The sequence below is a fragment of the Amycolatopsis sp. NBC_01307 genome, from assembly GCF_035975215.1.
GTDB lineage: Bacteria > Actinomycetota > Actinomycetes > Mycobacteriales > Pseudonocardiaceae > Amycolatopsis.
The window spans coordinates 6,366,171-6,379,546 of record NZ_CP108403.1; the positions used below are offsets into that span (position 1 = coordinate 6,366,171).

Annotated in this window: 9 protein-coding genes; 2 read left to right on the forward strand and 7 right to left on the reverse strand. The window is 63.4% G+C overall.

Annotated features, from left to right (window positions below; translation table 11 throughout):
- Nucleotides 1–41: 41 nt before the first annotated feature.
- The 3 genes from OG439_RS27325 to OG439_RS27335 are packed head-to-tail and all read right to left on the reverse strand — an operon-like array spanning nucleotide 42 to nucleotide 5,087.
- Nucleotides 42–4,097, reverse strand: a complete 4,056-nt coding sequence (locus OG439_RS27325) for a caspase family protein (RefSeq protein ID WP_326943672.1) — start codon at nucleotides 4,095–4,097, stop codon at nucleotides 42–44.
- Nucleotides 4,091–4,687, reverse strand: coding sequence for a hypothetical protein (locus tag OG439_RS27330; RefSeq protein WP_326943673.1), 597 nt, complete (start codon nucleotides 4,685–4,687; stop codon nucleotides 4,091–4,093). Before OG439_RS27330 ends, OG439_RS27325 begins: the two co-directional genes overlap by 7 nt.
- Nucleotides 4,680–5,087: a hypothetical protein gene (locus OG439_RS27335; protein ID WP_326943674.1), complete on the reverse strand. Its 408-nt coding sequence runs from the start codon at nucleotides 5,085–5,087 to the stop codon at nucleotides 4,680–4,682. The genes OG439_RS27330 and OG439_RS27335 overlap by 8 nt, the downstream gene beginning before the upstream one ends.
- Nucleotides 5,088–5,120: 33 nt before the next feature.
- On the opposite strand from OG439_RS27335, the gene OG439_RS27340 reads away from it, so the two are divergent.
- Nucleotides 5,121–6,008 (forward strand): hypothetical protein, encoded by an 888-nt coding sequence (locus tag OG439_RS27340; RefSeq protein WP_326943675.1) that lies wholly within the window; start codon nucleotides 5,121–5,123, stop codon nucleotides 6,006–6,008.
- A gap of 230 nt (nucleotides 6,009–6,238) precedes the next feature.
- Here OG439_RS27340 and OG439_RS27345 read toward each other — a convergent pair whose 3' ends face one another.
- The 3 genes from OG439_RS27345 to OG439_RS27355 are packed head-to-tail and all read right to left on the reverse strand — an operon-like array spanning nucleotide 6,239 to nucleotide 8,236.
- On the reverse strand, nucleotides 6,239–7,054 hold the full coding sequence (locus tag OG439_RS27345) for a hypothetical protein (RefSeq protein ID WP_326943676.1): 816 nt from the start codon (nucleotides 7,052–7,054) through the stop codon (nucleotides 6,239–6,241).
- A gap of 1 nt (nucleotide 7,055) precedes the next feature.
- Nucleotides 7,056–7,565, reverse strand: coding sequence for a hypothetical protein (locus OG439_RS27350; protein ID WP_326943677.1), 510 nt, complete (start codon nucleotides 7,563–7,565; stop codon nucleotides 7,056–7,058).
- Nucleotides 7,562–8,236, reverse strand: a complete 675-nt coding sequence (locus tag OG439_RS27355) for a Rab family GTPase (protein WP_326943678.1) — start codon at nucleotides 8,234–8,236, stop codon at nucleotides 7,562–7,564. The genes OG439_RS27350 and OG439_RS27355 overlap by 4 nt, the downstream gene beginning before the upstream one ends.
- Before the next feature lie 568 nt (nucleotides 8,237–8,804).
- On the opposite strand from OG439_RS27355, the gene OG439_RS27360 reads away from it, so the two are divergent.
- Nucleotides 8,805–9,296, forward strand: a complete 492-nt coding sequence (locus OG439_RS27360; RefSeq protein WP_326943679.1) for a hypothetical protein — start codon at nucleotides 8,805–8,807, stop codon at nucleotides 9,294–9,296.
- A 27-nt stretch (nucleotides 9,297–9,323) separates the two neighbouring features.
- Here OG439_RS27360 and OG439_RS27365 read toward each other — a convergent pair whose 3' ends face one another.
- The gene (locus tag OG439_RS27365) at nucleotides 9,324–13,292 is read right to left on the reverse strand and encodes a CHAT domain-containing protein (protein ID WP_326943680.1); all 3,969 of its coding nucleotides are present in this window, start codon (nucleotides 13,290–13,292) and stop codon (nucleotides 9,324–9,326) included.
- Nucleotides 13,293–13,376 lie beyond the last annotated feature (84 nt).

The window sequence follows — 13,376 nt, forward strand, 5'->3', positions numbered from 1 at the left end:
GGATGGAAATGCCCATGTCGTTCATGACAGGTTTTCGACTGTTACCGGGTGCCGACCGCACCAGTTTGAGGGGGAAAAACCACAAGACGAAGACATCCACCGACGAGGACTAGCAGTTCACTGTCGGCGCCCGCCTTGACCGTCCCGATAAGGCTCTCCATCGGTATTGTTGCAACGATTTTGGCGTCTACCGGGCGCACAAGAAAGAGCTGATTGCGCTCGGTCAGCGCTAACAGCGAAGCGCCACAGACAGTCAGACCCGCTCCACTGCTCGGTCGCACCGGCAGCGCAAGTCGCTCGTCGCGTCCGATTGCCTGAAGGTATGCCGTCCCGTCGCTGCTCCGGATGGCGGTAACCGTCTGGTGGCCGTTCGCGGTCGCGGCAACGATTCTAGATGCGTCTATCTCGCGCGCTGCGGAATGCAGTTCCAGGCTACCGAGCCGAACACCGCGGACGACGTCATAGTGGTGAACCGTGTCTCCGCTGCGGACGAGAACCCCACCTTCGACGACGGCTGCGCTGATCGGCAAGCACCCATCCGAACCTGGCAGCACGCCAACCATGCCGCCGGCGAAGTCGTGCACGGCGAGGGGACCGCTCCCGTCACCGATGACGAAAACCGGCGGACCCCCACGACGTTGGACCACCTGATGCCGAACGCGCGAGGGCTCGTACGGCCCGGTCGGAACAGCGTAGATCCGGCCGTCTCGTGGGCTCCACAGATGCTGACGTCGACCATCGTGGTAAACGAGCAGCATCGGCGTTCCGCCCAGGGACACCGCCCCAGTGGGGTTGTAGTTTACGTGATCGAGGTCAGCCGTCGTCACGAAAGGAACCGAGTTGCCATATAGCTCACGACCGTCCCCGGCATCGTGGACGACGTACCGGACGACGTCTTCGGCGACGATCACAGGACGGGTACCGGGCAGGTACCAGACGTCGGAGTACTGCGCGGTGGCGACATGGCCAAACTTGCCGTCCATCGAGTAGCCGCCCGCGGTGGGCCAGATCCGGATGGTGCCGTCGTCGCCCGCAGTGGCGACGCTCGGTGTCCCCGAGGCGTCCGTCAGAACCGTGGCGGCACGCACCTCATCGATGTGTCCGTGCCAGAACCGCTGCAGGTCGAGCGGATTGGTTCTCCAGATCGAGAGGTCACTGCCCGCACCGACGACCACGAAGGGGTCACCGCCAGGCTTATGCACGGCTGTGAGAACTGAGTCAGGGTTGGCGATCCGATCGCGGCTCAAAGCCAGCACGGCTCCCGTGCCGGCGTCACGCACCTCCATCCGCCCGTCTCCTCGCGCGCCGATCAATACGAGGCGGCCACGAACGTCGCAGGCGACGCTGGCTCTCCAGGGCTCGTCGGGCACCTGCTCCCCGAGTTCCGCGAGGCTGTGCGCGTCTCGGAAGCTCAGCGTTCCCGACGTCGTGCCGACGCAGACCAGATCCTGACCGGACAGCGAATACGAAACCGCGAACGTCGCGAATCCCGCTGAGTAGACCGCTGTCACCACCGCTCCCGACCGCGGGTCCCGGAGCGCGAGTCGGCCGTCGTACCCAGTTTCCAGCAGCAGGGGATGACCACGCAAAACGATGGTAAAGACCTGGTACAACGCCGTTCCGGCGTCGACCGACCAAGCAGGAGCGTGTCCGCGGGGCAGCCAGGCTTCCAACGCACCGTCACGATAGGCCACTACGATGAGCGAGTCGGCCGCCATCGGCACGACGGTCATCGCGTCGACCTCGGAGTCCTCCCTGCGCAGCAAGACCTGGTGCAGTGCAGCAGTGGCGTCGTCCCATAGTTCGATCGATCCCGTACCGGGCAGATTACGGTAAGATTCGTCCCGTTCAACGGCGGCGGCGAGCATCCACCGGCCATCGACCCGCACCGACGCGAGCGCCTTGATCTCCTGGCCCCCGACGCGGAGCAGGCGATGCTGGGTCGGGTTCGGCTCGGTGGTCCACTTCGTCCTCGCCACGGGAGTGACCGTCGTCTTCCATCGCACGTTGCCTGTCGAGCCGACGCCCGGCGACTCGAGGGTGAACGCGCGAACCTCCGGCGCGCTGTCGTGCAGCAGCGGGCCCGCCTGCAAGTAGCGGGACAGGCCGGCCCGGACGCGGCCGCTCACCGTGCGGGAGGCAATCGGCAGCATGATTCGTGAGTCGGCGTGCACCAGGAAGTCTTCGTCCTCGACGAGTTGATCGAGCCTGCCTGCGAGTTCGGCGTGGACGGAGAGGTACCGAAGCACGTACGGGTCTGCGTCCGCCCAGTGGCCGGGCGCACACCGCAATGCCTCGACGATGCGCCGGTGGGCCGTGACGTTGTCCACGCCGATTTGCTTCAGCAGGAAGTCCCGGTACGCAAGGTGGTGCAGGCGGTACACGCTACGCCCGAGTGCGGTGTCGGTACGCAGGAACCACCCCGAATCGCGGAGGACCGCGTCGACGTCGTCACCGGTGATCGCCGGAGACCCGCTGATCACCGCGTTCGCCAGCGTGATCCACACCTGGGTGCGGGGCAGTCCGGGCCCTTCGGTGTAGGCAAGCGGCGCCAGCACCCGGAGGAGAACCCCGGCCGTTTCATCGTCCGGCAAGAGCGCGTCCGCGATGGCCCCGTTGATACCGTTGCTCAGCTTTTCTCCGAAGCGGTCATCTTCCGGGTCGAGCGGTTCAGCCAAGCTCGCGAGCGACATCGCTACTTCGGCGGCGAAGAGAAAGACCCCACCGCTGCGGTCGGCGATCTCCGCCGCGGCTCGGGCAGCGAGATCGTCCCGGCCCGCGTAAGGCGAGTTCGCCGTAGTCAAGATCTGCCGACAGCGGAGCTGAATCTGGTCGTGTACCTGCTCGTCGTGATCGAGGTCGACCGAAAGACCAGCGTTGGTCGCCAGTTCGGCGGCCGCTTCGTCGTCCACGCCGTGACGCATCGCGACGACGACGTGCACACCGGAGGTCTCCGCAAGGGGGATGAGCAGATCCCGGATGATCGAGCGACGATCCGCGGCCCCAACCTCGTCGAGAGCGTCCACGACCACCGTGACCGGCTTGCCCCGCGACGCCAGCCCGCTCAAGACCGCCTCCGGAGTCAACGAGCGGCCACGCGCGCCGTCACTCAATACCTTGAGGATGTATTCCCGACTGTTACGGGAGTCCTCTGCCAGATCAACCCAGTAGGTCCGAGCTGTGCCTGTTGCGCTCGACGCCAACTGCGCCAGCACGGTCGTCTTGCCCGTACCCATGCCGCCGGTCACCCGGGCCAGGCCGCTGTTCGTCCTGCGGGCCCAGCCGCTCACCTCGGCGAGGATCCCGTCACGGCGGATGGTCGTTTTCCCGCCGACGCTCATGATTCGGGCGCGCAGGCGATAGCCGGGATTGCGGAAAAAGGCACTTCCCGCCTGGATGCCCACCGAGCCGGCGTGAGACCCGACTCGACCTTCGCTTTGCATCCACTGGTTCGCGGCTTCGGCGAAATCCTGCGGGGTCACCTCGAAATCCTGCACCGGCCAGCCACCTCGTGGAGAGCCATTGCGCAGGGTTTTCACCACCGCGTTCGCGAATCTCAACTGGCTGACGTCCTCGGCTCCCTGTGTCGCGGCGATCAACGAGATCGTCGCGGGCGGCATCTCGGTGACAGAGCGGCTCACGCGGTCTTTGTTGATCGCGTAGGCGACGTCGACCGCGGCCGTGCCCGCAGCGCAGCAGTCGAGGATCACCACGATCTGCGAGGCTCCTGCCACCGCGTGGAGGGCATCGGCCAATTCGGCGGGCGTCATGGCTCCGCTCCGGTCGGCCCGGCGCGAGTCCGCCGTCATGAGGTAGCTACCCTCGTCGTCGGAAACTCCGTGACCCGCCCAATAGACAAGGAGCCTCCCCCCGGCCGTCACCTTCACCGTTCTGATCAGGCTGTCGATACGAGCGGCCGTCAATCCGCCCACCGAAGGCTTCTTCACGTCGAATCCCGCGTGCTTCAACGCATCACCCACCGCGGTCACGCCGGTTTCGACGGCTTCCAAATCCGCGAGTTCGGGATCGGCGTACTTGCTGATGCCGATGAGAAGCGCGGTGCCCACCTTGTCCGGTACATCCACCAATTTCAACATCCCTTGACGGGCCGGATCTCGAGGATCGCCGAGGAGGGCGCGGTCCAGGCCTGCCCGGAAACCTGGAGAACCACCTTGCCGTTCGCGAGAGAATCAAACCGGCCGCACACAGAGCCTTCGATCGTGCGGACGACGACCGTGGAGGCATCCTGCGCCGCCGCCGGTGCCAGCCATCCCACCGACATCGCCACGACGAGCAGGAGGAGCGCACCGGAGGCGAGGTACGCCGCAACCCGCAGCCGTCGGCCGCCCCTGAAAGTCTGCTCGGCCGTCCACTTCCTGAGGTTTTCGCCGGTGTTCCAGATCTCCTTGCCCGCCGGCCCCTGGGCGACCCTGAGAGTCAGCAACAGAGACACCGCCAACGCGCCGAACGCGAGCAACACCAGCACCGCGATCGTCACCCGAGCCCACGCCTCCAGCGCGACCACATCCGAACGCCCCTTGACAATCACGACGGAGATCAGGATCGTGGCAACGCCGACGATGCCGGTTCGCCACCCGTCCGCCTGTGCCCGAAGCGCACCGAGCTGGGTGAACGGCAGTTCCCGAGCCAGCAGCTCCCAGCGCTCGTCTTCGGGCGGCTCAGTCACCTTCCCGGCCCTTCAAGACCACCTGCCAACGCCGGCCGCACCCCATTCCCCCGGCCGGGCGGCCCGGGTGTTCGTACGCACAGTCGCAGAAGATCATCGGATCGCCGAGGTCATCCCGGCCCGGGTCCCCCTCGGAGTTGCCCCCCATGTTGGGCAGGCTCCTCGAAAACGGGCGTTTGGTGACGTGCCGGCAGATCGAGCACTCGACCACAACCACGATCCGGGTGTCGGCGCCATCACCCTCGCGGCAGACCGCCGTCGGAGGCGAGGGATCCAGGAGTTCTCTTCTCCACGCAACCGGCTTCCGACGACCGAGCATGACCATCTCCACCTCCGATGCCTCGATCGAAGTAACGGCTGAGGCTTCCGCAGCGTTACCACTCCAGTCGAACGGCGACACCGATCGCAACCACGGCCGGGTGAAAGGGGTAGCGTGGCTTCGCTGCAACAACTCACCCAAGCCGAGCAGGAAGGCTTCGCCCGGCTGAACCGTTATGGCGTGACAGCGGATCCTGCCGAGCTGGCTCGTGCTGCAGAAATCTGGCGCTGGGTCGCCCAGGAGACCTCCGACCCGGGACAGCGCAGTCTCGTCTGGGCCGCGATCAGCGTCGCCATGCGGCGCTACTTCGAAGCCACCAGCGAGCTGTGGGCATTGCGGGACGCGGTGGAATGCGGCCGGGCCGCGGTCCGCACCGAGACCGTTCCCCACCGGTGGCTGTCCGCGTGCATATACCTGGGCTACGCCGACTACACCTATTTCAAGGCGACCCGAGAGCGGCCCTACCTCGACGACGCCCTCGCCGTCCTTCGCACGGCCTGCGCGGCCGAAGCCGGCATTCCGACCCGGAGCAACGTGTTGTCACACCTCGGCGCCGCGTTGACCGTCGCGTGGGAGACGTTGAACAAGGAGGCGTTCCTGACCGAAGCCGTCACCGTCGGACGAGAAGCCGTCCGGTTGCCGGGGCAGCTGCAACTCAACTCCGCCCTCGATCTGATCCGCAATCTGCGCAGCCTCGGCGGTGCCCATCAGGACATCGGCCTGCTGCGCGAGTCCGAAGCACTTGCCCGATGGGCGCAAGGCACCCCTGACGACGGCTTTCGCGGGTTGGCGCTGTTCGAACTGGCCCGTACCCTCGACAGCATCGCCGAAAGGGTCAACGAACCCGGCATTCGTGCCGATGCCGTCGCGGCTGGCGAAGCTTCCGTGGCGTTGGCCAGAGATCCCGTCGAGCATCGCCTGCGCAGCATCGTTATCTCCGGAATCCAGCATCGATTTCTCCGATCGTCCCCTCCGCCGGAGCCCCCTCTGCCCCCGACCTGAGTCACAACCCACCGGGTCCGAATGACGACGCAGCTCTGGACAGCCACCGCGAGTGCCAGCTGTCTGCGTTCACGCGTCTGAGAACCCAACTGCCACCATCGTCCGCTCACGCCGCTGGTCGGGCGCTCACAGACGGTCATGCCGATGAGCGGGAGTTGTCATGTTGTCTAGGTCCACTTCGAGCTACGGCGACACGATCGCCGGCACCGCACTCGCCGAAATCCCAGGCCTTACTCCTTCACGCCAAAGGACACTTCCAGCGTGAAGTGGCCGTGCCGGGCGATCTGCTGGTTCCAGTCGAACACGTTGCGCAGCTTCCCAGCGGCACTCAGCGTCTGCTTGCCGATCGTTGCCTCGAAACCGGCGGTCAGCTCGGCGATCAGGCTGAAGTGCTTGGTCACCTCATGGCGGAAGTCGATGGTGACCTGATGAGTGGTGAGCTGGTTGCCCTGGACCGAGCGCTGGTCGATCAAAGTGAGGATGTCGGGGTCCACGGCCAATCCGTGGGCGGCCACCGCCTTCCTGGCCGCGTCGATGTCCGCCGGGCCGCCCTGCCACCTGCCGACCGCCTCGATCTCCAAACGCAATTGGTCCTCGCTCTGCCAGGCGAGGTTGGTCGACAGGCCGCGGCTCTCGGAAAGCTTGTCCTTGCCGTGTGCGAGAGTGTCTCGCACGTCGGCAGTGAGATCGTTGCCCCACTTGGTCTGGGCGGATCGCGCGTCGAACTGCCGGATCGCCAACGATGTCGCGCCGAGGTGCTGGCAGACAGTCCTGAGCAACCGCAGCCTGCGCTGTGCCGTCCTGTTGGGCGCCTCAGACACGGGAACGTACCGGCCCGGATCGTCGGGATCGCGGACGAACGCGTCGCCGACGCTGAGATCGAGGCCATTCAGCTCCTGGAACTGAGTCCACAGGCCGAGCAGGGGAACGGGCACGAGTGTCACCCGGTCGTCCTGGATCAGGCCTGGTTTGTCATCGGCCACCTGGACGTAGTCATCGCGGGCCACGATGACTAGCCGGTCGGATAGCCGCTGCGGAACGTACATGTCAGTCTCCTGTGCCAAGCCGGCCCCATCGCGCCGGCGTACTTTGCCGGAGAGCTGGGACAAACCACGCGAGAACTCGCCGGATACCCGCGATCCAGCCCCGGACAAGACGTCCGGGAAACTGGCGGGCCGTCGCGGCCCACCCCCATCTCAGGACCTCGGCCACCGCACCGCGGTCCGGTTCGACCGCCGCGGACCGCACGAGGATTTCGCTGACCTGACCGGCGATCTCGTCGACCCAGCGGTCGTTCTCATCGACGTCCATGACGACCACGACCATGCCCTGACGCGCGCCGCTGACGTGCCGCAGGCGCCAGGACGTCTCCAGCATGAGTGCGCCCTTGTAGCGGGCCGCACGGCCGAACTGCCTGTGTTTCTTGGCTTTTCGTCCGCCGAATACGCTGAGCAACGTGTGCACCTGCTGGTGGTCCCGCGGCTGTACGCCGTCGAGCCAGGCGAACGGCGCGTCTCTGTTCTCATACTCCAAGTACACGAGGAAAAGGTCGGTCACAGCAACTTCCCCACGACCTGCTCGGCGAACACGGCAGCGCTCGCCTCGGTACGCAGGCTGCCTGCCACGACGGCGATCTGGCCAGGCTTGTCAATCTTGGCCATGGCTGGCGCAAGCTGGTCGGTGACCCTGGCAAGGTAGGTGGCAGGCCCGAGTGCGGCGAACCGGAGATCGAGATCGGTGTGGGTGACCCCGACGACTACCCGTTTCGCCTTACCACAGTGTCGTTTGATACGACTCGCGTCGTCCATGATGCGGACCCACTCGACGGCGTGCGGCCGGCCGTTCGACCGGTTCTCCTCCTGGTAGAGGTCGACCGCGTTGACCAGGTAGACGATCGCAGTGGCCGCCTTGACGTCGTCCAGGAACCCACGCATCGACTCGTCCTGGCCGGAGATGTCCTTGACCTTTTTGAAAATGAACTTCTTCTCGACGTTCAGGACTTTCTCCTTGGCCGGCACCTCGAATTTGGCGATCTTGACCGGCAGCCCGGTCCGAAGTGGGTCAACCTCCCACTCGCCGAGCCACGAGTTGAGCAGCGTGGTCTTGCCGGTCAAACCCTGGCCGATGACCATGACCTTCAGGGGTTGGCGGAGCTGCCTGACGGCCACAGCGGTGCCAGCCGCGCTCACCAAAGCGGCCACCCCAAGGGCGATCAGAGGAAGGGGCATCGGGGACCTCACTGGAGGGGACGAACGTACTCCCAATGTCGTAGACCTCCCATCAGTTGTTACCCGGCGTGCGCCATTCGTGTGAGGCAGGGCTCCATCATCGGCGACCACTTGACAGTAACCGAGACATTCCACAACTTGACGTGAAATACAAGTAGGCGTCGATGTCGCCAGTGGCCAGGACGTAGTAACTGGCGACTACGCGACGTAGCTCCAAGACTGGCCACAAGCGTCGGAACCGGTGGCCTTGCATATCCAGGCAGAGTTTCCAGAGGACGCTCAAGCGCTGGTGAGGCTGGCGAAGCAGACTTCCAGCACGCGGGAGGCAGTCACGATACGTAGCGACGAGTTCAGCTTCGGGTGAGACGCGAGCAAGGCGGTGCTACTCTCGAAACGCCAACAGTCCCGGTCGCGGAACGAGGCTTGTGATCATGGAAGAGGAGCAAGTGGCGTCAGAGTCAGCCGAGTCGGTCGAGTCGCGTGAACCGCCAAGTGACCTGAGTTGGATCGAGCTGGAGCCACTCCGCGGCGAGGATCCACTGGAACCGTTCACCCGAATCCCCGACCGTTGAGCGACCAGGGAAAGGCCTACGCTGCCTTTATCGAGGCGGAGTTGAAGGCCGAACGTGAGCGGCGTGTCGTCTATGATGGTCGAGCGCAGGCGATCGTCACGACTTCAGCCGGCCTGGTAACGTTGCTGTCTACTGTGGCAGCGCTGGCCCGAAAGAGCAGCTCGTTTGTTTTGCCTACCTTGGCATTGTGGCCACTACTCGCCGCACTGGTTGCCTTGGTCTGCGCTGCCGCATTCGGCATCCTGGCCAACTGGAACTTTCGGTACGGCGCGCCGGCCTCTGCCACCTTGGATAGAATGATCCGCGATCATTGGAAAGATCATGAGGTCGACGCGAGAAACGCCGTAGCTGCCGCTCAGGTCCTAAGCCTCCGCACTCTTCGATTGGCCAACAGTCGTAAGGCGTCTCTAGCGACTGTCGGCTTGATTGCACAGTTGCTCGCCGTGCTGCTACTCGGTCTAGCAGTCGCATTAACCGTCGCTCTCTAATCTGGAGCTCTGCGCTCTAACCCTGGATCATCGACGGAACACTTCTCGGATAATCCCAGCGTTGATATCGTCCAAATCAGCTAAAATAAATCGGTCGATTTCACCATTGCTGATTCGGCGTAGCGCGGCAACTAGCGGCTTCCACTCGCGGGTGCAAGCGAGGCCCGACAGAAATCCCTCGTCCAATCTGCCCCGATGGAACATTGCACGCAATGTATCGATGACAGTCTGAGCCATAATTAATCGGAGCAGTCGGGCCCGCTCAGAAGGTTCGGTTGCGACCGACTTTAGCAAGCCGCGAAAACGCACTCCCGGAGTAGTCTCAACATTGTGAGCAATTAAGCCTTCCAGAATGAACGCCATGTCGTACTCGCCGCCTGTCGGGGCTAGGAGTGCGGTGAAATCATCGTCATCTCCGACTGCTCGAAGCAGGAGTGCGGCCGCGAATCTATGATAGATGGACTGATTATCGCCTGGTAGATTTAAGCACTTGGCCATTCCTACATGGCAGCTCGCGATGTATCTAACCTCGCTGGGCCGCCGATAGAGATACCGCAACGCGCGCTGCTGGAATTCGATCGCGAGTCGATGGCGCCCCCGCGCCGTCTCCAACAGAGCGCGCCGATTGAACGTCAAGCCAAGAAAAATGATATCAGAGCGTTTCTCGAACACCTGCTGGCAGTGCAGCAAAACCTTCTCCGCCTCCCCTAGGCGTCCGAGCCGCATCAGCGGACCAGTAGAATTAAAACGCGCTCGGGCACGCCCGAAACCGTCGTCACCGCGCCGATGCATGGATTCCTGCAATTGCTGATTGAAGTCGAGTGCGTCCTGCCAGTGGCCGAGTGAAATCGCAGCGTCTGCTGCTACTTCAAGGGCGAGTTCCCGCGCCAGCCAAGGGTTCACGTCAAGTTTTTCCTCGCACGGCGTCGGCGTTTTCGGGAGCACCGCGAGGAGTTGTTGCGCTCCGGCGAGGGCCTCTTTGTCCCGGCCGATGCGGACCAAGAGCCGAAGCTGCTGCCCTCGACTCAACGCCACGGCCGAGGCCCCTACCTCAGCTTGATGCTGTAGCTCGATCAGCTCTTGGCTCACTGCCAACGCCTGCTCTATAGAGCTGTTCCGGGCCAGCGTGTCCAAGAGATCATTGGCGACAGCCACCGCCAGTCCAATGAGGTCGCGCCCTCGGGCCTCTGCGAGAACCGCCCGTAAGGTCTCAATGCCTCCACTGTCGCCTAGGCGTGCTAGCGCGAATCCATATGAACGCAGTGCCCCCAACCGCTCTTCCGGGTTTGTCTCGGCGGTGGCAATCTGGTGAAGTTGCCGTAGGATGCGATGCATTGCTGCGGGAGGACGATCGCGCGTCGCGGCGATGGAGAGGGCTCTGCCTGCGTCGCGCAGGCGTCCGCAACGGATCAAGTATCGGAAAGCTGCCACACTCGCCCATTCGTGGGCGTCGGCAGCCATCGATACGTCGCGCCCTTCGATCGCTGCGGCTTCTACCGCCACGGACAGCCAGAAAGAACCACATGCCTCGTTTACAAACCGACGATCCTCGTCATCCGTCGTCGCGTGGGCGACTTCGGCAACTACTGGATGAACTTCATACAGGAAGATCGGCGTTCTATTGTTGTTCCGTGCCTGATATAGGTCAGTTATGTCGCTCATATCTACGGCATTCATGAACCTGGATTCAGCAGGTGTCATGAGCTTCTTTTTGACCAGGCTGCCATTTACCAACACGTCTACCGCATCTGTGATTGGCCATACTGGTTCACGTTCGGCTTGGTCCCAATATCCTTGCCATATGAGTTCGACCAGCCCTGACTGGCGATCAGAGTCGTCCATGCAGGCAATGAGGTTGGCGAGTATGCGAGCCTCAGACGGAAGGTCCGCAAGAACGGTTTCCGTCCACGCGTGAAGCACCGAGAGGAAGCTCAGGTCATTGAGCTCACTCGTGCCGGTTGTGAAGAATGCGTGCAACGACGCGCCGCCCTTGTCGATCGATTCTGCTGCGTTGTCGAGCCGGCGACGAAGCTCGTCAGGATTCGCTGCAGCTGCATCAGCCAATTCCAGAAGTTTAGGATGCCCCTGGACGACGTTCAGGACGCGGCGCACCAGCTGACGACCGGCGGCCACCTCGGCTGCGGGCCGTCGCGGATCGGCTTGCGGATCCAACAGACGACCGAGGTTCGGAAGCTCACGAGCCAATAACGCCGACTCTGCCAAGGAAAGAGCGTGGGTGTGGCACGCGAGGACGGATTTCGGCAAGCTTGCCGGCGTACGGCGGCTGGTGAGTACGACCCGCGACTTACCTCCATGCGTACACGCGACTATCAGCAACGATTCGATTTGTGGATCAATAAATGCTCCGGTGTCGTTGAGCAGTGTATCCAAATTATCCAGGACGAGCAGGCAGGCTTTTTCCCGCAGGAATGTGTGCAACCGGTCAACGAGGGCGGAAAATTCACTCTCGCTGCCGGCTATCCCGATCATTTGAATGCCCAGCTGGCGTTCAAATGCATCGGCCAGCGTCTCCAATGCGCCGCCTGCGCCAGGTCCAGGAGGCTGCCACCATGCCAGCGTATCAAACATCTCGACATGCTGATGTGCAATCTCCGTCGCGCAGGCGGTTTTCCCGGCACCCGCCATTCCGGTGAAGAGGACACCGCTATGGGGGCTGTCGCGAGCCAGTGCATGGCTAGCTGTAATCAGCAACTGAACACGGCCAACGAACCGATCGACCTCAGGCAGCGGCACGCGCGTCGGGTCTATTTCGATGTCGTTGTTGCCATCGTCGGGGACGCGCGGCGCCAGCCGAAGCCCTGCTGCACGGGTTCCGAACAGTGCGGGCGTCACTGCGCTCAAGGGACGGCGACCGGTTGAAGAGGCATCGCCGCAACTGGTGAGTACCGCCTCTCGGAATGCGATGTCCAGCGGTTCGCCGAGTAGGAGCAAACGACGGTATAGACAGTTCGTGAAGGCAATAGCGAAGTCGTCCAACACGGGGTAGCGCATCGCCACGACCGCGGTATCCAGCCCTGCGACCAGACCGCGTGCCACTCCGACAGCACGCACCTCCTGCGAGACGTTGTCGCCCGATGGGTTAATGGCGTCGGCATGCTCATCCAGCTGAAGCCAGCGGAGGGTTTCCTCCACTGTGGCGGCTCCGGAGTGGCACGCACTGACCAGGGCCAACTTGAGCCTGCGCCTAGCCGGATGCAGCAGCTGCACTAGTTCCACCGTCGAGACCCAGTCTGGTGAGCCATCGGCCAGCTCGAGAACCAAGCCGCCAGGTGTTCCATGACTGCTCAGATGCAAGATGTCCCAGCCCGTCCCGTCCGCCAGGGCGTCCGCGAGCACTTTCCGAGTCACGCCGTACTGGAGCACACGTAGTTCGACGGTATGTCCCCGACCTCCTACCTCACGAGCAAGTCGTGACAGTCCGGATCGTTCGCTGCGCTGCGCCAGTACCGAGGTCTGCGACGGCATCGAAAACAGCGCGAGAATGCGCAAGCACTCGCCGAACTGCTTCTTCTCGACGCGGTTGCCCCCGTGCTCGTCAACGGCCAAAACCAGGGTAATTCCCAGTTCACTGAGCGGTTTCCCGGCGAGATGCGTTAGTTCCAGCGGTCGGTCAAGAAGAAACATGGAATCCAGATGAGGCCGCACCTCGACAGTGCAGGGCATCCGACATGTCAACTCCCGTCCGATGGCCGGGCCGAACACCGCTTCTCCGAGCCATCGACCGATACGGGCCATGATGTCCAGTTCGCTGCCGGCGGGTGCCAGCGGGTCGCGAGTGCGCCGGACGAATCCGGCCAGATCACAAAAGGCTTCGAATTCGTCGCTTTCCGCATCGAGGTCTACGAGGTGATCGGCTAGCTCTCTGCCTTGCTCATCAGTCAAGATCCAGCGCCAGCGCTGTCCTGGTCGCGTTGCGTCAACTTCGGCGGTACGCAAGATCAGGGACATGAGTTTACCAGCCTTCTCTGCTGACACGTTTGAGGATTTTTCCCACCAGTCTAGGGGTCAGTATCGCGCGTGTTAAACCGCGAGAAGATGAGCTACGTCCCGGCTTCAGGT